Annotated in this window: 22 protein-coding genes; 6 read left to right on the plus strand and 16 right to left on the minus strand. The window is 59.4% G+C overall.

Translation table 11 applies throughout. The features are described 5' to 3' along the window. Positions 1 to 129 precede the first annotated feature (129 nt). The 5 genes from Mal15_RS23325 to Mal15_RS23345 form a co-directional block, all read right to left on the minus strand. Positions 130 to 711: a hypothetical protein gene (locus tag Mal15_RS23325; protein ID WP_147869965.1), complete on the minus strand. Its 582-nt coding sequence runs from the start codon at positions 709 to 711 to the stop codon at positions 130 to 132. 310 nt (positions 712 to 1,021) lie between these two features. Then, positions 1,022 to 1,525 (minus strand): hypothetical protein, encoded by a 504-nt coding sequence (locus Mal15_RS23330; RefSeq protein ID WP_147869966.1) that lies wholly within the window; start codon positions 1,523 to 1,525, stop codon positions 1,022 to 1,024. 180 nt (positions 1,526 to 1,705) lie between these two features. Further along, positions 1,706 to 2,212, minus strand: coding sequence for a hypothetical protein (locus tag Mal15_RS23335; RefSeq protein ID WP_147869967.1), 507 nt, complete (start codon positions 2,210 to 2,212; stop codon positions 1,706 to 1,708). A gap of 696 nt (positions 2,213 to 2,908) precedes the next feature. Next, a complete protein-coding gene (locus tag Mal15_RS23340) occupies positions 2,909 to 3,388 on the minus strand; it encodes a hypothetical protein (RefSeq protein ID WP_147869968.1) in 480 nt (159 codons plus the stop codon). 142 nt (positions 3,389 to 3,530) lie between these two features. After that, on the minus strand, positions 3,531 to 3,800 hold the full coding sequence (locus Mal15_RS23345; protein WP_147869969.1) for a hypothetical protein: 270 nt from the start codon (positions 3,798 to 3,800) through the stop codon (positions 3,531 to 3,533). 193 nt (positions 3,801 to 3,993) lie between these two features. Between Mal15_RS23345 and Mal15_RS23350 the strand changes: the two genes are divergently transcribed. The 3 genes from Mal15_RS23350 to rnk all read left to right on the plus strand — a co-directional run bounded on the left by Mal15_RS23350 (position 3,994) and on the right by rnk (position 5,242). Next, positions 3,994 to 4,206 (plus strand): hypothetical protein, encoded by a 213-nt coding sequence (locus Mal15_RS23350; protein WP_147869970.1) that lies wholly within the window; start codon positions 3,994 to 3,996, stop codon positions 4,204 to 4,206. A 171-nt stretch (positions 4,207 to 4,377) separates the two neighbouring features. Then, positions 4,378 to 4,623: a hypothetical protein gene (locus Mal15_RS23355; protein ID WP_147869971.1), complete on the plus strand. Its 246-nt coding sequence runs from the start codon at positions 4,378 to 4,380 to the stop codon at positions 4,621 to 4,623. 196 nt (positions 4,624 to 4,819) lie between these two features. Then, positions 4,820 to 5,242: a nucleoside diphosphate kinase regulator gene (rnk, locus tag Mal15_RS23360; protein ID WP_147869972.1), complete on the plus strand. Its 423-nt coding sequence runs from the start codon at positions 4,820 to 4,822 to the stop codon at positions 5,240 to 5,242. Between the two features lie 15 nt (positions 5,243 to 5,257). On the opposite strand, the gene sugE is transcribed toward rnk, so the two are convergent. Together sugE and Mal15_RS23370 are read right to left on the minus strand one after the other, a co-directional pair. Beyond that, a complete protein-coding gene (gene sugE, locus Mal15_RS23365; RefSeq protein WP_147869973.1) occupies positions 5,258 to 5,569 on the minus strand; it encodes a quaternary ammonium compound efflux SMR transporter SugE in 312 nt (103 codons plus the stop codon). Between the two features lie 11 nt (positions 5,570 to 5,580). Then, on the minus strand, positions 5,581 to 6,168 hold the full coding sequence (locus Mal15_RS23370) for a peroxiredoxin family protein (RefSeq protein WP_233902977.1): 588 nt from the start codon (positions 6,166 to 6,168) through the stop codon (positions 5,581 to 5,583). Positions 6,169 to 6,348: 180 nt separating this feature from the next. On the opposite strand from Mal15_RS23370, the gene Mal15_RS23375 reads away from it, so the two are divergent. Next, the gene (locus Mal15_RS23375) at positions 6,349 to 6,975 is read left to right on the plus strand and encodes a DUF3124 domain-containing protein (RefSeq protein WP_233902978.1); all 627 of its coding nucleotides are present in this window, start codon (positions 6,349 to 6,351) and stop codon (positions 6,973 to 6,975) included. A gap of 356 nt (positions 6,976 to 7,331) precedes the next feature. Here Mal15_RS23375 and Mal15_RS23380 read toward each other — a convergent pair whose 3' ends face one another. The 4 genes from Mal15_RS23380 to Mal15_RS23395 form a co-directional block, all read right to left on the minus strand. Further along, positions 7,332 to 8,720 carry a sigma-54-dependent transcriptional regulator gene (locus Mal15_RS23380; RefSeq protein WP_390623397.1) on the minus strand — a complete coding sequence of 463 codons (1,389 nt, stop codon included), beginning with the start codon at positions 8,718 to 8,720 and terminating at the stop codon, positions 7,332 to 7,334. Positions 8,721 to 8,935: 215 nt separating this feature from the next. After that, positions 8,936 to 10,162: a two-component system sensor histidine kinase NtrB gene (locus Mal15_RS23385; protein WP_147869976.1), complete on the minus strand. Its 1,227-nt coding sequence runs from the start codon at positions 10,160 to 10,162 to the stop codon at positions 8,936 to 8,938. An 18-nt stretch (positions 10,163 to 10,180) separates the two neighbouring features. Further along, positions 10,181 to 11,437 (minus strand): DUF1552 domain-containing protein, encoded by a 1,257-nt coding sequence (locus Mal15_RS23390; protein ID WP_147869977.1) that lies wholly within the window; start codon positions 11,435 to 11,437, stop codon positions 10,181 to 10,183. Next, positions 11,434 to 13,815, minus strand: a complete 2,382-nt coding sequence (locus Mal15_RS23395) for a DUF1592 domain-containing protein (protein ID WP_147869978.1) — start codon at positions 13,813 to 13,815, stop codon at positions 11,434 to 11,436. The genes Mal15_RS23390 and Mal15_RS23395 overlap by 4 nt, the downstream gene beginning before the upstream one ends. A gap of 221 nt (positions 13,816 to 14,036) precedes the next feature. On the opposite strand from Mal15_RS23395, the gene Mal15_RS23400 reads away from it, so the two are divergent. Together Mal15_RS23400 and Mal15_RS23405 are read left to right on the plus strand one after the other, a co-directional pair. Then, the gene (locus Mal15_RS23400) at positions 14,037 to 15,401 is read left to right on the plus strand and encodes an SGNH/GDSL hydrolase family protein (RefSeq protein WP_147869979.1); all 1,365 of its coding nucleotides are present in this window, start codon (positions 14,037 to 14,039) and stop codon (positions 15,399 to 15,401) included. A 536-nt stretch (positions 15,402 to 15,937) separates the two neighbouring features. Next, entirely contained in the window at positions 15,938 to 16,249 is a 312-nt protein-coding gene (locus Mal15_RS23405) for a winged helix-turn-helix transcriptional regulator (protein ID WP_147869980.1), read from the plus strand. 4 nt (positions 16,250 to 16,253) lie between these two features. Here the strand turns inward: Mal15_RS23405 and Mal15_RS23410 are convergent, their stop codons facing one another. From Mal15_RS23410 to katG, 5 genes are all read right to left on the minus strand, one after another. After that, positions 16,254 to 16,883 (minus strand): arsenate-mycothiol transferase ArsC, encoded by a 630-nt coding sequence (locus Mal15_RS23410; RefSeq protein ID WP_147869981.1) that lies wholly within the window; start codon positions 16,881 to 16,883, stop codon positions 16,254 to 16,256. 27 nt (positions 16,884 to 16,910) lie between these two features. After that, the gene (gene arsA / locus Mal15_RS23415; RefSeq protein ID WP_147869982.1) at positions 16,911 to 18,701 is read right to left on the minus strand and encodes an arsenical pump-driving ATPase; all 1,791 of its coding nucleotides are present in this window, start codon (positions 18,699 to 18,701) and stop codon (positions 16,911 to 16,913) included. 25 nt (positions 18,702 to 18,726) lie between these two features. Continuing rightward, a complete protein-coding gene (gene arsD / locus Mal15_RS23420) occupies positions 18,727 to 19,098 on the minus strand; it encodes an arsenite efflux transporter metallochaperone ArsD (protein WP_147869983.1) in 372 nt (123 codons plus the stop codon). Between the two features lie 163 nt (positions 19,099 to 19,261). Further along, complete coding sequence (locus tag Mal15_RS23425; protein WP_199773721.1) at positions 19,262 to 19,588, minus strand: ArsR/SmtB family transcription factor; 327 nt, start codon at positions 19,586 to 19,588, stop codon at positions 19,262 to 19,264. A 551-nt stretch (positions 19,589 to 20,139) separates the two neighbouring features. Next, complete coding sequence (gene katG, locus Mal15_RS23430; protein ID WP_390623398.1) at positions 20,140 to 22,467, minus strand: catalase/peroxidase HPI; 2,328 nt, start codon at positions 22,465 to 22,467, stop codon at positions 20,140 to 20,142. Positions 22,468 to 22,836 lie beyond the last annotated feature (369 nt).

Raw genomic sequence — 22,836 nt, forward strand, 5'->3', positions numbered from 1 at the left:
GCAGGTCTTCTGGGGTGGTTCTCGATAGTATAGCCGGAGCGTTTCGATGTTTTGGTCGAATCACGTCCGCGTCATTTTCACGCAGCCACCGGCAGCGCCGGCGGCTTTGAAAATCGCGGCTTTCTGTGATCAGTCGGCGTAGATCCCTGCCCCGACGGTGTGCGAAACCCGTTGCACCGCGTCCCCGTGGTGCATGATCACGGTCGGTGCCGGAATCAGATTCACGGGGACCGTTTTGGCGACGCGTCCGTCGGGCCGGACCACTCGAATCACCGCATCCATCGTCCCTCGCAGACCCAGATTCGGCAGGTCAACGGTGACCGAGGTGTCGCTCCAGGCGGCGATGCGACACGATGACGTGGTGCCGGCCACGATCAAGTGGACCGTCCCCGGCACGTGCTGGAGATAGTTCGCCAGCACCGTCATTCGCGCCCCGCTGACGACGTCGGGTCGCCCGAGCGGCACATGCCACGAAGGCCCCGGAATGCTCCGTCCATCCCAAGACGAGTCCGGGGACGGGAGATTCGGTCTGCAGCCATCGGGGCCCACCGGATTTTGCAACACGCCGGCACCGGAGCCATGCTGCGACGAATCCCCGTCGATGGGTGTGTTGAGCGGCGCATTGAGACGACTCGGTCGAGTGTCGTGCAACACGGTCACATCCACCTTCAGCGCCAATCGCGAATTCGCCGGAGCAACGAAGATGCACACGCAGGGCGTTCGAGAGCAATTGACACAAGCGGTTGGAAGCGGGCGGCAGGGAAGTCGGACGCACGGTCGCCGCACACAGGGATGCCCCGCATTGGCCATGCCAACGATTCCTGCAGAAAGCAGCAGGGCCAGCCAGGGAGGTTTTAGGAGCTCGTTCATCACAACACACCTTTTTATCGAGTCTTGAAATGTCTCGGCCGATTGGCCACTGCTCGATAAAGACGCGTTTGTGTGAAAGTGTTTCAGTAAACAATAAAAGGGCATCACGTTTGTGATGCCCTTGTCGGAGGGTTGTCGTGTATGCGATGGATCATTCGCTGTAGAACGTGATCCCGCCGCTGGTGGGCTGGGCGTACACGGCCGATTCGGCGCTTCCCACGGCAGGCATCGGTTGGGCGATCGTTTCTTGATGCACGACGATTTCGGGTTGTGCGATCAGTTGAACCGCCATGGTTTTGGCGACACGACCGTCGGGTTTGACGATCCGCAACCTCGCGTCGGTCGGTGCGTCCAGTCCCAATCGAGGCAGCTGCACGGTGACCGAATTCGGCTTCCATTGCAGCACGTCACACTGGGAGGTCGTGCCCGCGACGTCCAGCAGAACCACGCCCGGATCGTGCTGGAGGAAATTGGCGAACAGGCTGATGCGGGCACCGGTGGTGATTTGCGGTCGACGCAGCTGATAGGCCGGAGCAGATTGCACCATGCGGTAGACGGCCGTGGGGCCGCTGCTCGGCTGGGGAGACTCCCCCAAGGCAGCAGCGCCCGGGAGGAACATCAGGACGGTCAAAGCGATTTTTTGTGGGCTGGTCATTGTGTTTTCTCATTGGGTGTCGTTTCGATTCGAGCGTCGTTGTGACGCGGTTATCAAAGAAAGACGTTTGCGACCGGTTTCGTTTCACTCTTTTTGAAATTTCTTTTCGTTCGGTGCGCAGCAAAAAACCGCCAACGGTCCCGTTGGCGGTCTCGATCGTCTGGCGGTCTGGTGGTCGGTTCAGTGTCCGGCGTAGGTCGCCACGCCGACGTATCCCGCGACGGGGCCCGGTTGGCCCACCGTTTCACCGTGGATCACGATCTCCGGTTGTGGCACCAGCCGGACGTCGAGCGTTTTGGCGATGCGACCGCCGGGTTTGACGACTCGAAGCTTCGCATCACGCCCTCCTGCCATGCCCAGCATGGGAAGGTAGAACGTGACCGAATTCGATCGCCAATCAACGATTCGGCACTGGGCGACGGTGCCACCGACCTCCAACAGAACCACGCCCGTCTGGTGTTCCAGGAATCCCGCAAAGACGGTCATCCGAGTCCCGCTGACCACTTCCGGTCGGCTCAGCGAATAGGCCGGTTGGGACTGAACGGGGCGCTCCATCGCCCGAGAGATTTGCCGGGTCCAATCGGCCAGCGTCGAGTAGCCATCGGTCGGCTGGTCGGCATGGGCCGATCCGATCATTCCGGCGGTCATCAACAAAGCGGCGAAGGTGGTTTTGACGGTGAGATTCATCTGCTAGGTCCTCGAAAACGGGGTGGAAATGTGACAATTGGCTCAGCGGCCGATGCAAGGGAAAGACGGGATGCGGTCTGAGTGTTTCAGCAAATGGAAAAGAATTTCGGCATCCGCTCTTTCGTGATGGTTCGGTTTCACGCCTCGTTCCCGGGCTCCGCCTGGGAACGGGCATTTTCAGAGGCTCCGCCTCTGGTTGCACGGAGTGTGTGTGTGGCTGGAGCCACACCTGCAGTGCGTTCCAAGGCGGAGCCTTGGAACGAGGGGCAACGAGGGATAACGAGAGACACCAGAAAAGCGGATGCCGGTAAGGCATCCGCTCTTTCGTGATGGTTCGGTTTCACGCCTCGTTCCCGGGCTCCGCCTGGGAACGGGGATTTCCAGAGGCTCCGCCTCTGGTTGCGCGGAGTGTGTGTGTGGCGGGAGCCACACCTGCAGTGCGTTCCAAGGCGGAGCCTTGGAACGAGGGGCAACGAGGGATAACGAGAGACACCAGAAAAGCGGATGCCGGTAAGGCATTCGCTCATTCTTGATGGTTCGGTTTCATGCCTCGTTCCCGGGCTCCGCCTGGGAACGGGGATTTCCAGAGGCTCCGCCTCTGGTTGCGCGGAGTGTGTGTGTGGCGGGAGCCACACCTGCAGTGCGTTTCAAGGCGGAGCCTTGGAACGAGGGCAAAACCGAGCGTTTCGGCTGACACTACTCTTCCGAATCGGCGTAGATCGCCGGCTTCGGCGTGTCTGCGGTGGGCATCGGCTGGGGAATCGTTTCCTCGTGAACGATCATGCTGGGCTGGGGGACCAGCATCACGGACACGGATTTCGCCACTCGGCCATTGGGAAGCACGATCCGGATCCCAGCATCTTGGGGGCCCGCGACGCCAAAACTGGGCAGTTGCACGGTGACCGAGCTGGAACACCACTCGAGCAATTCGCAACGGGTCGTGGTGCCGCCGATTTCCAGCAACACGACGCCGGGATCTTGTTGCAAAAAGTTGGCGAACATCGTGATGCGGGTGCCGGTGGTGATCTGGGGCCGGGCCAGCCGATAGGCCGGAACGGATTGAACCGTGCGGTGAATCGATCGTGGCGACGGGCTGTGAATCGGATACTCCGCTCGTGCCGCGGCGGCGGGAGCGATCATCAGCAGGCCCAAAGTGATCTTCTTGGCAATGTTCATCGTCTTGTCCTTGGTCTTGGGGGTGAAGTCGTTGGCGTCATGGCTGACGCCATTGCCAAAGAAAGACGACCTGATGCGAGATCATTTCACGAAGCCAAGGATTCTGGCGAAAAATCTTTGGGGCAAGCTGAATCGATACGGGTCATGGCCCCTGGACGGTGTCCAGCAACATCACGTGCGGGAAGAACCAATGCAAAACGACCAGCAGGATCGGAGGGGAAATCGATAAGATCAGTAGCGGCAGCAACCACATCACGATGCGCCGCTCCTCTTGGCTGAGCAGGCGATCGTTGCGATCCTCGGATTCGAAACTCGTGCGTGTCGTCGCCGGATCAAAAGATGGCGTCGCGGTCACCGCCGGATTCGGCGGTTTGGATTTGGAATGTGTGTTGGCGATGAGTGCGTGAAACATTGTCGTTGCCTCGGTGTGGGTCAATCGCAACACACGTGCAAGCGACGGGCCAGTGGCGTCGATCCCGGATGGATCGCGGTTGGAGAGGGCAAATCCGTCAACTCCAGTTGACGAAGCGGAAACCCCGGTTTCCGGTACGTGACTCGAAATTCGAGGCGTCCGGATTCTCCCGTGGTCGTGCTACAATCCGTTGATGAATTGTGATCTCGACACCAGCATCCCCGAATGGATCATTGAGCATCCGGAAACGACGCGCGTGTTTAACGCGATGCGGTTGGACACCAGTTGCGCCGGCAAGTCGCTGCGCTACGTGTGCATCCATCAGGGGCTGAGCCCGACCGAAGTGTTGGAACGTCTGCGGGAGGCGGTTGCGGGCGACCGCTCGCAGGACCTCGATGCAGGATAGCTGGCTTGCGCCGCTCGAATGTCGCGACGCTCGCCAGAGCGTGGAAAGCGCTGGGGACCAGCCTTCTGGCGAAGGTCGCTACGTTGAATTGTAAACGACGTCCGGAGTTTTCCGGGTGAGCGGGAGACCGTGATTGGCATAGCGATTGCTTCTCACTCATGTGATGCCACGATGGTGCCTCGTCTTTCCTTATTGCCGGAAGTCAAAACGATGTTGATGCGCAACCCAGAAAAATCGGTTCGTCACGAGTCCGTCGTCTACACGCGGAGGGATCACACACGAGTTGACGATCTGCGGGGCGATCGGCCGCCGACCGACGAACCTTTCGCCATCGAGCCGCGTCACCAGATGTTGTTCGGACAACTCGCTTTGATCGCATTGTTTTGTCTTGCGATCTTGCTGAGGACGCTCGCGTAGTCGGACAGCGCCACGTTGTTCGAGAGACATCGGGAATCGCTGTGCAACTGTAGCAGCCTTCGCCAGAAGGCTGGTCCTCAGCGCTTTCCACGCTCTAACACGCGTCCCTACGTCAAACTGGAACTGTCCAGCGAGCCACTGGTCTGCCGACCAATGCAGGTTTCCCCCATCCCTTTCTGTCGAGATCATTATCGTCATGCCCAAGAAAAGAATCATCATCACCAACAAAGATCGTGAACGTCTGGAGGACTTGTTCAAAAGCACGTTGGCGGCGGTGTTTCGCAACAAGCCCTACCTGAACGACCTGCGTGGTGAACTGGACCGCGCGTCGATCGTCGCCCCGGAGGAGGTTCCCGGCGACGTGATCACGATGAACTCGATCGTTCGGCTAAAGGACATGAAGACCGACGAAGTCGAAACGTTCACGTTGGTGTATCCAGACGAAGCCAACATTGTGGACAGCAAGCTATCGATCCTGGCCCCGCTGGGGACGGCGATCTTGGGCTATCGCGTCGGCGATTTGGTGCGTTGGAAGGTGCCCAGCGGAAAGGGCTGCTGGCGCGTCGAAGAATTGTTGTACCAACCCGAACGTGACGGCATCGCCGCGTGCCCTTCGTAGTGCCTCCTTACCGGCCTACGCCAATTTCAAGCCCACGATTCCGGCGACGATCAATCCCATGCACGCGATCCGCGTTGCGGACGCGGGTTCGGCGAACAGCACGATTCCCAAGGTGGCCGTGCCGACCGCACCGATCCCGGTCCAGATCGCGTAGCTGGTACCGATCGGAATTTCTTTGACCGCGAGCGCCAAGCAATAGAAGCTGGCGACCATCGTCACGATGGTCGCCAGACTGGGCCAAAAACGTGACCAGCCATCGGTGTACTTTAATCCGATCGCCCAGCCGATTTCTAAACAGCCGGCGATCAGCAAATAGATCCATGCCATGAATAATGACGCTATAGGGTTTTTAGTATCTCGTCGGCCGTTGATCGACCGCGGTGTGTTTCGCTGATCTTGACGTAAGTGATCTTGCCCGATTCATCCAGGACGATCGTCGACGGATACGCCGTCTCGTTCGGAGCGTCCCATCGCAATCCGTAGGCATCGGTAAACGAATAGCCCGGATCAAGCAGGAAGGTTAGCGGTTGGGGCAACGTCGTGCCATGCAGGAAATCGTCGGCATGCCGGTCCAGCTGCGATCGCGGACCGGGATAGATCAGCAGAACCCGCGCGTTTTTGGCCGCAAATCGTTCGGCGTTCTTGACAAAGTCGCCGACCTGGGCGGTGCACGCGGGACATTGCGACCCTGGAAATCCGCGCAAGACGACGATCACGACCGGGCCCTTCGCATTCACCCGGCTCAGCTGCACGGGGCCCGACAGCTCGCCGGCAATCGCTTGCAACCGGAAGTCCTTGGCCGTTTCTCCCTCGGCGAGCGCCCGCTTGGCCATTTCCACGCCCTTCGGCGTCTGCGATTGGGCCATCGCCGGAACCGCGATTGCCAGCGAGAGAACGACGCAACCGAAACCTAGTTGCCGAATCATCGGGATCATCTTATACCTCAGTGTTATCGAATTGGAACAGGGCGAGTCTGTCTTGCAACGGAAACAAACGCCGTGATTTGCGGAGATCGCCAAACCGAGCTCCTGTCCGCCACCGGAAGATCCATTTCCGACACAAGACGTCCGACGAAAAACCATTCCATCGCATCAAACGCCGATAGCATGTCCAAGAAGATCACCGCCGAAGAAGTCGACTCCTTCATGTTCCAATTCAAGGTCTTCATCGGCGTGGCCGTCGTGGTGTTTTTTCTGCCGCTGTTGCTCTATGCGGTGTACATGGGCAAACGCATGGATCAATTTGAGGATTCGCTGCGTTACCAATTCCCCCAACCAAACGGTTCGATTGCTGACGTCGACGATGCGGAACAAGTTCCGCTGGCGGCCACGTCCGGGCAAGTCGTCTACGTCCCGGCGTATTCCCACGTGTATCACGAGGACGGGAACCCGCATTTGTTGACGATCACGCTGAGTATTCGCAACACGAGTGACGAACGTGAAATCGTCGTCCGCAGCGTGCGTTATTTTGACACACGGGGACAGCAGGTGAAGTCGTACCTGAAGCAACCGCTCACACTGGCGCCGCTGGGAACGACGGAGTTCTTGATCGAGCGAGATGACAGTTCGGGCGGCAGTGGCGCGAACTTCCTGGTCGATTGGGTGGCCCAACAACGCGTTTCAGAACCGATCATCGAAGCCGTCATGATTGACACCGAGGGCCAGCAAGGGATTTCATTCGCCCGCGCGGGCACGGCGATTCGAGAGATCGCGCCGGTTGCGGCAGATCAATGAGGCGCGTTTGTTTTCACAGCCAATCGAAAAGCGGACAGGTACAGAAAATGCGAAGCCATAGAAGACACCCTCCCCTCGCTGCGCTCGACCCCATAGGCATCAAGTTAAGACGAAACCCACTTTGGAAGCATTGATGTCAACACAACGTACAGTCAACACAACGTACAATGGCTCCCCTCTCCCCAAAACCGATCGCGGTCATCATCCTTCCGCGATCAAATTCTGTTTGCGCGATCTGTTTTAGGGAGAGGGGAGCCATGCTCTAAATTGCGGACCGATTTGTGTAGACACCAACGCACTGGAAGGGAGGGTTGCTTCATCGCTTGATACCTATGAGATACCAAAAAAACGCGGCACTAGCGAAACTCGTCGGCGCTGATCTGGTGTCGCTTGAGCAACTTGTTCAACCCCTGGCGTGACAGCCCGGCCTGTCGCGCCGCCCTGGCGATGACGCCTTCGTGTTTTTTCAGCAGCGCAGATAGATAAGCCCGATCGGCATGATCGAGGGCTTCATCGCGGGAGATTTCGGCCAACTCAGCTTCACCGGTCAGCGACGGTTCACAATCAAGGATCTGAGCAGGCAGGTCCGCGACTTCGATCTGATCACCGCGGGCCAGGGTCACGGCGCGTTCGACGACGTTGCGAAGTTCGCGAATGTTTCCCGGCCAGTGGTAGCGTCGAAAGCACTCCAGTGTTTCGGCAGAGAAACGGTTCAGGGTCGATCCCTTGGGCCGCAATTGTTTCAAAAAATGCTCGGCCAGCAGCAGAACGTCGTTGCCCCGCTGACGCAGCGGGCTCAATTCGATGTGAATCACAGCCAGCCGATAATACAAGTCTTGGCGAAACCGTCCCGCGTCGACTTCGGCGTGCAGATCGCGGTTGGTCGCGCCGATGAAACGCGTGTCGACTTTGATCGATTTGTTTTCACCGACCGGTGTGAAGGTTTGTTCTTGGATCACCCGCAACAATTTCGCCTGCGAGGCGGCCGGTAACTCGCCGAGTTCGTCAAAGAATGCCGTCCCCCCGTCGCAGTGACGCAGCAATCCCTGTTGGTCTTTGATCGCTCCGGTAAAGGATCCCTTGACGTGACCGAATAAGACGGACTCGAACAACGATTCCGGGATCGCGGTGCAATCAACGATTTGAAACGCGTGTTCGCGGCGGCCGCTTCCATCGTGAATCGCCTTGGCAATGACCTCCTTGCCGGTTCCGCTTTCACCGGTGATCAGCACGTTGGTGTTGCTTGCCGCGACGCGGTCGACGATGTCCAGGACTTCCAGCATCGGAGCACTTTGGCCGATGATGGTGCCGCCGCGTGTGTTTGACTCGGCGGCACTGACGGTACCGGCCGATGGCGTGGGCGTAGCCGGTCGCCCGCGGATGGCCCGGTCGATCGCCGCCAACAGTTCGTCGAACTTGACGGGTTTCAGCAGGTAGTCGGCGATCCCAAGACGAACACTCTCGATCGCACTCGGGACCGAGGGCACACCGGTCACGACGATCATCGGAACATGCGAATAGGTCGTTCGCCCCTGTTTCAGAAGCTCCAGCTGGAAGTTGCCGGGCATGTTCAGGTCCGTCAGGATCAGATCAAACGCATGTTCTGCCAGGACGGTGATCGCGTCATCGGCATTTTCCACGCAGACGCATTCGTACCCTTCGTCGCGAAGTAGTTCGGCCGTCGTGTTGCGATACAGCGGTTCGTCGTCGGCGATCAGGATGCGATGTTTGGGCTGGCTCATCAACGAATCTTAGCGGAACTCACGAAAACCGGAACGCGTCAGGCGGCGAAAAGGGAGGCACCAATGAATGGCATGGACCCAGGTGTTGGTGTGCAGGCGTTCGCCCTACCCCGCTAAGTCAAGCGTCGTTTTCATCATGTATGGGCCCGTAGGCTAGCGCCAAACGGCTGATATACATTTGACATCAGCCGGTTCGCGCAAGCGCAATTGACAAAGCACTAGGTCTTGTCGTCCAAGCGTCTCGGCAGCCGCACGCGAAAGCGACTGCCTTGGCCGGGGGCGCTGACGACATCAATCGTTCCCTTCATGGCCTCGACCAGACTGTGCGTGACCGACAACCCGAGCCCCATGCCTTGGCCGACCGTTTCGGTCTTGGTGCTGAAGAACGGGTCAAAAATCTGGTCGATGTGCTCGAGGGAGATCCCACACCCCTGGTCGGTGACGGTGACGGTCAGCGAGTCGGCGTCGGTCTCGGCGCTGATCACGACCGATTGCCCGGGCTGTGACGCCTGAATCGCGTTGTGCACCAGATTCAACAGCACCTGTTTCAATTCGCCTTCGCGCAACACGACTTCATCCGGATCCAGGCCCGCGATGGCCTGCAATGTCGTGCAGTCGACTTTCGTGGCGACGTTGGTCTTTCGCGCTAGCGGGCGTGCGAGTGAGACGACCACGTCGATCGTCCGCCGAATCGAAAACTGTGTGGCGGCTTGTCGGCTGGGGCGGTACAGCTGGTACATCTGGTGCGTGATACCGCTGATCCGATCGATCTCGCGGTCGATCATTTCGAACTTGTCGGCGTGCCCGATCTCCGGCGGCAGTTTTCGTTTGATCAATAACAACGCGTTGCGGATACCGGCCAACGGATTGTTGATCTCGTGGGCGACCCCGGCGGCCAACTCACCGAGTGCGGCAAGCTGCTGCATTTTCGCGCGGTGCTTTTCCAACTCCGCCACCTGCGCGGTGCGTTCCTGGACCAGTTGTTCCAGATGCTCGTTGTGCAGTCGCAGTTGCTCGCGCATCGCACGACGGTCTTCGATGTCGCGGATGCTGACGCGAAACCCGAGTGATCGGCCGGCTTGGTCGGTCATCGGTTGCCACGACACGGCGACCCAGCGGCTGGTCCCGTCGCGGCGTGCGACTTTGAACTCGATGTGGTTGCCTGTACTGCCCTCGGCCATCTCTTTCAAATAGCCGGCCAGCCGGGCTTGGTCCTGCGGGTCAAACAAGGGCAGCGGATAGTCGTCCATCTGCAAACATTCCGCGGCCGAATAGCCCGTGAATCGTTCGACGGCCGGGTTGACCCACAGCAGTTCGCCCTGCGCGTCGTGCCACGCTTCCCAGTCGTAGGTGCAGTCGGCGATCGCCCGGAAGTATTCCGCCGGGATCGGCTGGCCGCGGCGCGGAAGCGGGGGATCAAGCGGGTGGGGTTTGGGATCCTTCAATGCGTTTGCTCTTCGTTGTCACCCGATCGGATCCAGCCCGGTCATTGTGCCGTGCCCGGTCCCGAAGCGATCGGTTTCCATGCCCAAACGTTGCAGCATGGAAACAAATAAATTGGGCAGCGGGTAGTTGTTGTTGCGGTCAAACGCCAGGTGTTGGCCATGACGGAATCCGCCGCCGGCCAACAGCATCGGCATGTTCTTGGTGTCGTGGCTGCTGGCATTTCCCAAGTTCGATCCGAACAGCACCATGGTCGAATCAAGCAGCGATCCTTCCGCCTCGCTGCTGGCCTGCAATTTGGCAAGGAAACCGCGAAACTCCTCGATCAAGGCCGACTCGATCAGCGTCAATTGAGCGATCTTGTCTGGGTCTTTGCCGTGGTGTGACAGGTTGTGATAGTCGGCGTCGACACCGGGGATGACCGGAACCGCGTTCATCCCGGCGATGTTGTAGGTCAGGAAGCGTGTCGAATCGGTTTGGATCGCCAAGTGCATGACGTCGTACATCAGCCGCATGCACTGGACGATCCTTTTGCTGTCCGGCTCGTCACGTGGCGGATCGACATCGACCGTCGACTTGGGCTTTTGTTGCCAAGCTTCCGCTTTGGCCAATCGCCGTTCGGCTTCGCGGACGGCTTCGAAATACTGGTCCAGCTTTTCACGGTCGCGCGAGGTCAGGCTTCGTTGCAGCCGACGCGTTTGGTCCATTACGACGTCCAAAACGCTTTGTCCGTCTTGCAACCGCTGCATCTGAAGTGCTTGTTCATCGGCCTTGCCCGCCAGAAACAGTTTGCGAAACACAACCGACGGACGCGTCAACGTGGGGATCTCCACGCCGCTACGCGACCAGGAGAGCCCCGGGCCGGAACTGCTAAGCGACAACGATGCGAAGCGTGTTTCACTGCCGAATTCGGCCGCCGCCAACTGGTCCAGCGAAATCGTGTTGCGAAAACCCGCGCTGTTGGGATGCGGGGCACAGGTCAGATAGGATTTGTAAGAAGCGTGTCCGCCACCGACTTCGGGATGCGACGCCCCGGAGATCACGGTGAATTGGTCACGAAACTCCGCCAACAACTTCAGGTACGTCGGCAATTCATAATCACGTCCGGCCTGTTGTGGGATGATGTTGGGGGCATGCAGACCCAGTCCGATGTCGATCGCGACGATGCGTCGTCGCCGGGCGATCGTCTTCGAGGCCGAAGCGGTGGATTCAAAGAACGGCAGGGCCAACGCCACGCCGCAACCGCGGAGCAGCGTTCTGCGTTGAAATCGTGTCATGGTTTTTGAAAGGCGGGGTGTTGAACGATCGCATGGATCAGCGAGCGGAAACCGTAGTCGTGTTGACGCGTTTGACGCACGATCTGGTCGACCGTCGCCCGGTCCGAAAAACCGACCTTACGCCCCAGGGCATACGTCATCAGTTTAACGGTCAGATTGCGTGCCAACTGGTCGGGGGCGGCGGCGAGAACCTTTTTGAATTCTCGGATGTCGTCGATCGATCGCCCGTCGTCCATCTGTGCGGTCGCATCAACGGGCAATCCGATCCGATAACGCACCCAGGCGTAGGTGAACGGTGCCTGCTTGATCCCCGGTCGTTGTCCTTCCGTTGACATCGTTCGGTAGCGATCGCGGTAACCCCCGATCGGGTCGAAACACTCCAGCACGAATCCCGGCGGATCAATCTGGCGATGACAGGCGGCGCACGAAGGGATGTCCCGGTGTTTGGCCAGTTGTTCTCGTATGGTGGTCGCGCCGCGGATGTCTGGCTCGACCGACCCCACGTTGTCCGGAGGCGGTGATGTGGGTTGCCCCAAGATATTTTCCAGGATCCAAACGCCGCGCAGCACCGGCGACGTGTACGTCCCATTGGCGGTCACCTTCAAAACACTTGCGTGCGTCAACAGCCCCCCACGCAAACCGTCAGGCGGCAAGGAAACTTTGCGAAACGCCTGGCCGTCGACGCCGTCGATGCCATAGTGACGGGCCAGACGACCGTTGAGAAACGTGAAGTCGGAGTCCACGAAGTTGACCAGGCTGAGGTTCTCTCGCAGGATTTCATCGAAAAACATTTCGGTCTCCTGCACCATCGAGATCCGCAGCAACTCGTCAAACTCCGGGTACAGGTTCGCGTCCGGTTCGGTGAAATCGATGTCGCGCAGGTCGAGCCATTGGCCGGTGAAGTTTTTCGTAAAGGCAGACGATCGGGGGGAGTCCAGCAACCGCTCCACCTGCTGTCGCAGCACGTCGGGCCGGCGAAGCGATCCGTCGATTGCCAACCCTGTCAATTCGTCATCGGGCATCGTGCTGCACAGGAAATAGGACAGCCGCGTCGCCAACGCATGCGGGCTGATCTGCGAGGCGCCCGGTTCGTTACGAAACAGGAAGTCGGGTGAGCACAGGATCGCCTTCAAACTGACTCGCAAGGCGGATTCAAAGGACCGCCCGGCGGCGACGGCCGATGCGAATAAATTGACGTAGGCATCGGCTTCGCTGGACTGGACCGGTCGGCGAAACGCGCGGGGCAATAAGCGTCCGATGATCGTGCGGGCATCGTCTTGGTCGGCCGTTTGAAGATCCAACTCGCCGAGCAGGTGGATCCGTCCGGGCGGCGGCCAGCTTTCCAAGGGGCCTTCGATCACGATGTCGCCGATCTCGATGCCCGGCTCGGACCAGGTGTCGGCGTCTTTGCGCGTGTCGCGTGTGCCGTAGCACTTGGGCTGGAACGTCCCCCCGGCTTCGACCAATCGATCGGTGAACTGGATCGTCGTCCATCGGCCCGGCGGCACGTCGTAGTAGCCGACCAGATGACGTTCACCACGATTGACGATCGTGTCGCCCCCATAAATTCGCAGCGTGACCGGTTGGTCACTTTGCACCGCACGGACTCGAAGCGTGCCACGATAGGTCCCGGCGGGAGCCCGCAAGCGGGCGAAATTCACCAGGTTGGTGGGGCAATAACCCGATTGAAAGATCACCAGTCCGTCCTCGGTGCGGCGAAACATCTTCCCGATCTGGTTGTCCAACTGCGGCCGTCCCCGCCAGTCGACTTGGTCCAGCAAGTTCGTTTCATGACGAATCTGCTGGGGCGGTTGCTCGCTTCCGAAGACGGCGTCCAGCACTTGATCGGCCGCGTCCAAGTAGGCCGCCATCGCTTCGGCCGACACCGCCAGCCCTTCACCGACCGTGTCGAAACCGTCGGTCGACGAATCCTCCGGCAACCCGTTGATCGTCACCGCGGTGTGAAATAGATCCCGAACCGTGTTTTGGTACTCGTGGCGATTGAGTCGGCGTAGGACCACATCACGGCGATCGGATTCTGCCTCCATCAATCGGCTCGACAACGCGGCCAAAAATGCTGTGGATCGTTCCCCGGCCGGCTGGGTTTCCTCCGGTGGCGGCATCTCTCCGCCAGACACGCGATCGTGCACACCGATCCAACGCCGCGCGGTTTCCGGGTCGGAGAGGTTAAAGTCCAAAGCATCCAATCCCAAACCGCCTTCGGGATCGTCGCCGCGATGGCAATCGATGCAATAGGTGTCGATGAACGTGGACAGGACGGCCGGCGTTTCACCCTGGTCCGTCGGCGTTTCACCGAGTGCCATGCCGACAATCAGTGACCAGGCGAGAAACGCGACGGCTACCTGTATTGGTTTCATGGGGAGGGGCTATCAGGAATTGGTTCTTCCGAGAATTGAGTCGCAGATCGCACATCATACTCCAGTTTCGACAGGCGAATAAAACCTGGGCCAGGTGACGATCTCGGCGGTTGCGGAGCAGGCTTTGGTGGAGCGAACCAGACTGCGGGGGGCGAGCGGCGGTGGCTATACTTGCGTCTCACGCATTGATCGATTCTGTCCCACCTAACATTAACGCAGCCATGCATCTGTATCGCCCGACTTGGACACTACTGTTTATCGCCTTGATCACCGCCACATTTCATCGCCCCGCGGTCGGGCAACACGCTCCGACAAAGACGCTCGGACCGTACCTGTATGAGACCAAGCCTGATCATGAGGCGTTCGTTTCATTCAATCCGAGTCTGGCACCGCCGGTCGGTGATCTGTTGCTCCGCGAGGGAGATCGGTTGGCGGTCTGTGGTGATTCGATCACCGAACAGAAAATGTACTCGCGGATCATCGAAACCTACCTGACCGTTTGCGTGCCTCAATTGCGAGTCACGGCCAGGCAATATGGTTGGAGTGGTGAGAAAACAGACGGTTTCCTGCGTCGCATGGAAAAGGACTGTCTGACATTTCAACCCACCGTTGCAACACTCGCCTATGGTATGAACGATTCACGCTATCGGCCGTTTGATGTCACCAACGGCCGATGGTATGAAGACCATTACTCGGCGATCGTGAGTCAGTTTAAAGAGCATGACGTGCGCGTGGTCGTCGGGTCACCGGGGTGCGCGGGCAAGATCGCCAGTTGGGTGAAAAGCCGATCCGGTACGTTGCAGCAGCACAACCTGCATTTGTGCGCCCTGCGTGACATCGCGATCGATGTTGCCCAGGAGCACCAGGTCCGATTCGCCGACATTTTTTGGCCGATGTTCCAGGCACAGGTTTTCGCGCCCGCGCAGCATCAGGCGACGCCTGAAAAGCCCTACCTGGTCGCCGGGCAAGACGGCATTCACCCCGGTTGGGCCGGACACGTGATCATGGCGTGGGCGATGTTGCGTGCGATGGGGCTGGACGGGCAGATCGGAACCATCACGGTCGATCCTGGTCTGGGCAAGGCCACGGCGACCGAGGGGCATCTGGTGGATTCCTATAAAAACCACATGTTGACGATCACCAGTTCACGTTACCCGTTCTGCGCCCGCGGTGATCTGAATGATCACAACTCCATTCGCTCAGGAATGACGTTGGTGCCGTTTGCTGATGACCTGAACCGCTTCTTGCTGAAAGCGAATGTCCCAGCCGGGACAGGTTGGCAGGTGAAGTGGGGGGCGGAGACAAAGACTTACACCGCCGAGGAGCTCGCCGCAGGCATCAATCTCGCCTGGGACTTTCCCGAGAATCCTTTTGGTGATGCCTTTGATCGCGTCGATGATGCCGTGGCAAAAAAACAAGCCTATGAGACGCAGCAAGTGAAGAAAGTCTTCCATGGGCAAGAAGGAAAGGCGGACTTTGATGCCGCTGTGGCGCAAACCGAGGCGATTCGCCGGCCACTGGCCGACGCGATCGCCGACGCGATGCAGCCCGTGACCCACACCATAGAATTGCATCCTGTCCAATAAACTATAGTACGACGGTCCCTTCCGGGCCGTCGCAAAGACACACTGTACGACGGTCCCTTCCGGGCCGTCGCAAAGACACACTGTACGACGGTCCCTTCCGGGCCGTCGCGGAACAGAGTGCTACCGGTCGCGAAAGAGCTGTCGTCGCCGGAGTGAATGCTGGCGACCTCCGCCTTCTTATCATCGATCCGCACTGGCCCCGATCGATGCCGTTGCGAAGGGTGGTGCATCCCCTCTGTGGACGGCGTTCTCTGGCACTAAGACGCCAAATCGCTTTAATCGGTGGGCGTGACTAGCAACCGAGGTGCATTAAGGTTACCTGCGATTGCCCCAACAGACTGCCATCCGCGATTCACGGTTTGCTTAAATAAAGATTAAGCAAGAATTTTTTCGTATAACCTGCTGGTAATTGTATTGAAAAACGGGACGATAATGTAGGTTGACCCTATCGCTGATGGCATTGACATAAGTCATGTCGTTGATGTCAGCACTCATCTTATCTTCTACTTTACTCCCCCCCCACAGAGAATTGAACGATGGCAAAGAAAGCGAACAAGCAAGAAAAGGTCATTGACTACTTGAAGAAGAATCCCGAAGCGACCATTGCCGACACGGCAAAGGCTTGCAACGTGTCGGTCCCCACGGTTTCGGCGGCCAAACGCAAAGCCGGATTGACCAAGCGATCCGCCAAGGCGCCGGTAAGCCGAAAAGGGGGCAAGGCCAACGCGGCGTCGTTGATCGATCAATTGGAGCCCGCACTGATGCTGATTCAATCGTGCGGTGACGCGAAAGCGGCCAAGGCTGCAATCGACGACGCCGCACGCGTCTTGGAAATCGCTCGAAAGTAGGTTTTCAGACCTTCGAGATCATGTAAAGCATCTCGCGGCAGATCTGCCGCGAGCGTTCGTCGTACACCGCAGCCTCCTGCGGTGTGTCGTCGGCGACCTTGGGGTCTTCATAGCGGATCGGCGATCGTAGGTCGCATCCCGTCACGACGGGGCATGCCTGGTCCGCACTGGAGCAGGTCATGACGGCGGCATAGTCGGTGGTCGGATTCGGCGACTCGCTGAAGACTTTGGAAAAGCATTCCAGCGGATTTGAATCATCCGAATACGCCACACGGTAGATCGGGTTGTCCGCGTCCCCGCCGTCGGTGTCGACAATCAAACCGCTGCGTCGAAGTGAATCGACCACCCGCGGATTCATCGCGGTGGCTTCGGTTCCACCTGAATACGTCGTGATGCCGGTCAGGCCGTGCGCGTCTGCCGCCACCTTGGCCCAGATTTGCGACAGATGACTCCTTCGCGAGTTGTGCGTGCAGATGAAGGTCAGTCGGGCGGTTTCTGAATCGCCCAGTCGAGCACGCAGATATGCAGCGACCTCTTCAAGTTCTGTTTTTCGCGACGCAGGAATCTGGTCGAATTCCGATCGGCGCTCGTCAATAAAACTGGCAAGTGCGGGATACAGTTGGTTCGTGTCCATGTTTTTACTGGTGTTCCTGTTGAATGATTAACCGCTTGTCGTCGACACGAGAAACAGTTCCCGTAATCCGTTGGTCCCGGTGGGCGGTGTCGTTTGCCAAGCAATGATTGCGGTCTGATCGGCGTGTTGGTTCAAGACTTCGTGAATGTACTTTTTCTCGTGTGCTTTCCGGCCAGACAGGACGGGATCGGTGATCTCGAGCGGGGCGAGTGACTGGTTGATCACCCATGCAAACGGTTCGATCCTTGCGCGGCGGAGGTCATCCTGCAATTTGGCGGCTTCGTGAACGGGGGTCGATTCGGGCAGCGTGACGATCAGCACCCGCGTGAAGTTGGGGTCGCGCAACCGCGGCAACAGGTTCTCGACCGATTCCGGCATCTGGCGGGATTGACGTGTCACCTCGCGATGGTAGGCCAGCGCCGAATCGAGCAGCAGGATCGTGTGCCCGGTCGGTGCGGTGTCGACCACGACGAAACGGTCCTCGCCTTCGGCCACCGCGCGTGCGAACGCTCGGAACACCGCGATTTCTTCCGTGCACGGGGAGCGCAGGTCTTCCTCCAGCAACGCACGCCCCTGGTCGTCCAGTTCCGCGCCGGCGGTGCGCATCACCTCTTCGCGATACGCCTCGATTTCCCTCTCCGGGTCGATGCGGCTGACCGTCAGGCCGTCGATCTGGTCGGCGGCGATCGTCGCGGCAACATGTGCCGCCGGATCCGTGGTCGAGAGGTGCACGGGAAATCCCCGTTCGGCCAGCGCGAGCGCGACCCCGGCCGCGACCGTGGTCTTGCCGACGCCCCCTTTGCCCATCGTCATGATGACGCCGTGCCCTTGGGCGGCCAGCGTATCGATCAACGAATCCATCGCAACTGAGTCAGCAGCGTTATCAACATGCGCGATCGTGTGGTCCTCGGAAGGGGCGGTCAAGTCAGACATCGAACGATCGACGCCCAACTGACGCAGCGCATCGACACCGACCAAGCCTCGGGCAGCCAGCGGGACCGAAGTGCGGTCGAGTTTCTTCAAGCGACTCGGCATCGAAGCGATCGCCTGATCGCAGCGGGATTGCATCGCCGTGGCGACGGGATCCGAGGCATCGGTTGCCTGAAAGACGCCATTGATAGCCAGGTGTTGATTGGTCACGGCGAGCACGCGAAGCTCTCCGCTGGTGCGGTCGGCTTCGGCGAGCGCGGAAGGCTCCGGCCGGGTGACCAGGACTAGCGTGGTCCGCTTGCCATCGCTGAGTGCTTCAACAGTTTTCTTATAGAGTTCCTGTTGTGCTTGCAGTCCGGCCAATGGTCCCAGACAGGAAGTACCCGAGGTGTTCGTTTCCATGAATCCCGACCACGCCGATGGCAGTGTCAACAATCGCAAGGTGTGACCGGTCGGTGCGGTGTCGAAAACGATGTGGTCGAATTCCTCCGTGGCCTGCGCGTCCCCGAGCAGCTTGGCGAATTCATCAAAGGCCGCGATCTCCAGCGTGCAGGATCCCGAAAACTGTTCTTCCATGCTTTGCACGGCAGCGTCGGGCAGCACGCCGCGATAGGGAGCCACCATCCGGTCGCGGTACTCACCGGCCGCCTGCTCCGGATCGATGTTCATCGCCCAAAGGTTCGGCACCGCATCGACCGCCGTCGGCTCGCTGCGGAGTGTTGTCGCCAGCACTTCATCCAGGTTGGACGCAGGGTCGGTCGACACCAGCAGCACGCGTCGGCCTCGATCGGCCAGCCGGATCGCACTGGCGCAGGCCATCGAAGTCTTTCCGACACCGCCTTTGCCGGTGAAAAACAAGTTCCGCGTCGCTGTCTGTAAAAAATCCATCGCGTGTTCTCCTGTTTGGTGAAACCTAGCAGCAACCCGTGTCGCCGCAGCAACCGCCCGAGCCTGCCACTGGAAGCGCGCCTTTGGGGGCCAGCGAAGTGCCGGTCCAAAGCGCCAGGTTTTCGCGGGTCGGGTACTCGTTGCGACTGACGATTCGACCATCGACGATCACCAACGGCAGGCACTCGACGCCTTCGGAGGCCAGCATCGACTGCACGGTCGGATTCTTGGCGAACTCGGCCGCGTCTTGCGCCAGATTGAATCGCTGGACGTCGTGTCCCTGGTTTTTCAGCCAGTCCAGGTCGGCGGCAAATTTCGGCAGCACGGGGTCCACCTGGGGGCCACAGACTCCGGTGCTGCAGCACATGGCGCGGTCATAGATTTGAACAGAGCTCATCGGGAATTCTCCTCGGTTGAAAAAGTGTAAGCGTCTATCGCCGATAGGCGATTTTGTGTCGTGGGAAATGATTCGTTTCGACTTCCTTTCGGTGACTTCCGTGGGCGACGGCCCGGAAGGGCCATCGTACGCGGAGAAGGGAGCGTCCTTGGCTGGCCGGTCCTTAGAGTCCCGCCACCAATCGTTTCAGTTGTTTCAGTCGCTTCGTGTTGACGCAGTAACAGACCTTCGGTCCGTCGACTTCGCCTTGGATCAGGCCGGACTCTTTGAGGATTTTCAGGTGTTGCGAGACGGTCGACTGGGCCAGGGGCAAGCAGTCGACGATTTCACCGCACATGCAGGCCTCGCGGCCGATCAACAGTCTCACGATCTGGACCCTGGCCGGATGGGCGATGGCCCATGCCAGCTTCGCCAATTCATCCGCCGTCGGGTCCGCCTTGAGCTTCACCGAGGAGGGGTCGCATTTCGTTTGAGACTGTTTCTTGGCCATCGATTTCGATCCGTTTTAACGTCTATCGTCGATCAACGATTGAATGTTAAGCCGCTTGCGAGAAGAAGGCAAGGGAAGATTAAGAATGGCCGCGAAAAATCGCCCTGACGCCCTCGTTCCAAGGCTCCGCCTTGGAACGGGAGGCCGGGGTGGCTCCGCCACGCGTTGCGGGTGACCGGGAGGCGGAGCCTCCGGGAAAACGTGTCCCCAGGCGGAGCCCGGGAACAAGGAGGATGATAGGCCGGCACCCTGTTCCACACCTGTATCCCTCGTTCCAAGGCTCCGCCTTGGAACGGGAGGCCGGGGTGGCTCCGCCACGCGTTGCGGGTGACCGGGAGGCGGAGCCTCCGAGAAAACGTGTCCCCAGGCGGAGCCCGGGAACAAGGAGGATGATAGGCCGGCACCCTGTCCCACACTTATGTCCCTCGTTCCCAGGCTCCGCCTTGGAACGAGCTTGCCGGAGTGGCTCCGCCACTCGTTGTGAAGCCCCACGCCCTGCTAGCGCTGCGGGCTAGTCGGTCAACGGGTCGCTTGCGCGTCCCGCCGGCATGCTACCGATTCGGGCCGAGATCAAATCGGTCCAGGTTCATTACCTTGCTCCACGCCGACGCGAAGTCTTCGACGAACTTCTGCTTTCCGTCGGCACTGGCGTAGACCTCCGCGATGGCTCGCAGTTGCGAATTCGAACCGAACACCAGATCCACGGACGTCGCCCGCCATTTGACGTCGCCGCTCTCTCGGTCACGGCCTTCGAAGAAGTGTTCGCAGATCGGCGACTTTTGCCACGTCGTGTCCAAGTCCAGCAGGTTGACGAAGAAGTCATTGGTCAACGTCCCCGGTCGCTCGGTGAACACCCCCAGCCTCAAGTTGTCTGCGTTAGCATCGAGCACGCGCAAGCCGCCGACCAGGGCGGTCATCTCCGGTGCGGTCAGTGACAGCAGATTCGCGCGGTCGACCAACAGCTCTTCGGCAGGTCGGTTCAGTTTGTGACCGAAGTAGTTTCGGAATCCGTCGGCTTTCGGCTCCAGAACGGCGAAGCCCTCGACATCGGTCTGATCCGCAGTCGCATCGGTACGTCCTGGAGAGAACGCAACGTTGACGTCATGGCCGGCTCGCTTGGCCGCTTCCTCCACAGCCGCGGATCCGCCCAGCACGATCAAATCCGCCAGCGAAACCCGCTTGTCGCCGGGCTGATTGTCGTTGAATTCCTGTTGGATCTTCTCCAGCGTCTGGACGACCTTCGCCAGCTCCGCCGGCTGATTGACGTCCCAGTCCTTTTGAGGCGCCAGTCGGATCCGCGCGCCGTTGGCTCCACCTCGTTTGTCGCTATCGCGGAAGGTTGACGCCGATGCCCATGCGGTTTCGACCAATTGCGAGATCGACAGTCCGGAATCGAGCAGCTTGGTTTTCAACGCGGCAATCTCGTCCGCCCCGATCAATTCATGATCGACCGGCGGCACGGGATCTTGCCACAGTTGTGGTTCGGCCACCCAGGGACCTAAGCAGCGTGAGACGGGGCCCATGTCGCGATGTGTCAGTTTGTACCAGGCCCTCGCGAATGCTTTGTTGAACTCGTCGGGATTCTCATAGAATCGTTTTGAGATCGGACCGTAGATCGGATCCAGTTTGAGTGCCAAGTCGGTCGTGAACATCATCGGGGCATGGGACTTGTCCGGAACGTGAGCGTCAGGCACGGTTCCCTGGGCCGAATCGTCTTTCGGCGTCCACTGGTGCGCGCCGGCGGGGCTCTTGGTCAATTCCCATTCGTATTCGAACAGGTTTTCAAAGTAACCGTGGGACCAAGTGGCCGGTGTCGACGTCCAAGCACCTTCCAGTCCGCTGGTGATGGTGTCCTCGGCGTTGCCTTTTCCGAAGCTGTTCTTCCAACCCAGACCTTGTTCTTCCAGTGAAGCGCCTTCGGGTGCGGGGCCGACGAATTTACTGGGGTCTGCAGCACCGTGCGCCTTGCCCAGCGTGTGTCCGCCGGCGATCAACGCGACGGTTTCTTCGTCGTTCATCGCCATGCGTCCGAACGTTTCACGGATGTCTTTGGCCGCCGCCAGCGGATCCGGTTTACCATTGGGGCCTTCCGGATTGACATAGATCAGTCCCATCTGCACCGCGGCCAAGGGGTTTTGCAGTTCGCGATCGCCCGAGTAACGCTTGTCGCCCAACCACTGCGTTTCCGGCCCCCAATAAACATCTTGTTGCGGTTCCCAGACGTCTTCGCGACCGCCAGCGAATCCCATCGTCTCAAATCCTGCCGACTCGAGGGCGCAATTGCCGGCGAAGACCATCAGGTCGGCCCACGAAATCTTATTGCCGTACTTTTGTTTGATCGGCCAAAGCAATCGCCGCGCCTTGTCCAAGTTGCCGTTGTCGGGCCAACTGTTCAACGGTGCGAAACGTTGTGTGCCGTCCCCGGCGCCGCCTCGTCCGTCGGCGACGCGATAGGTCCCGGCGCTGTGCCAGGCCATCCGGATAAAGAACGGGCCGTAGTGGCCATAGTCCGCCGGCCACCAATCTTGGGAAGTCGTCATCAACGCCTCGACGTCCTTCTTCAGCTCATTAAGGTCCAGCTTGTTGAATTCTTCGGCATAGTTAAACCCTTCGCCCATCGGATTGCTCTTGAGCGAATTCTGATGCAGGATCTGCAGGTTCAACTGGTTCGGCCACCAGTCGCCGTTGGAAAAGACGCCGGCCGCGGTGTGTCGGTTGGACGGATCCGGGACGTCGCCCATCACCGGACACTTGCTAATGATCTGACCGTCTCCGCCAGACGAGACGGCAGACGGAGAGTCTTGTGCGAACCCGGTGGCGCCGATGCAGAGCGCCACGACGCCCGTCACGGAACGAGCGAAATGGTTGATCGAGGTCATGAGTATTCCTGGGTGCGAGGACGAAATACGACGCTTGTGATTCCGAACCGTGTGTCTTGTTAGTATGACGATTCGGCTAGTCGAAGGCTGTGAATTCTTTACTAGCGTCGCCGAAGGGTCCAATGCATTCCCGTCATGCCTGGTATGCACCGCGTGCATCAGGGGCGTCCCGGTCCTGAAATAGAGGGGGCGAGGTGCCGCCGAGGGGCCGCTCGCGGCGGTCGGAGAATGGTGGTCAAAAAATGGGATGGTCAAAAAATGGGAGCCGTGACGGGGGACAGCGTGGGGAGCGATCCATGAGGAGACGTTTTCCTCATTTTTTGACCAATATATCTTTTGACCAGCTGCATCCCGGGACCTGTCCTCGAT

It is taken from the genome of Stieleria maiorica, assembly GCF_008035925.1.
Classification (GTDB): Bacteria; Planctomycetota; Planctomycetia; order Pirellulales; family Pirellulaceae; genus Stieleria; species Stieleria maiorica.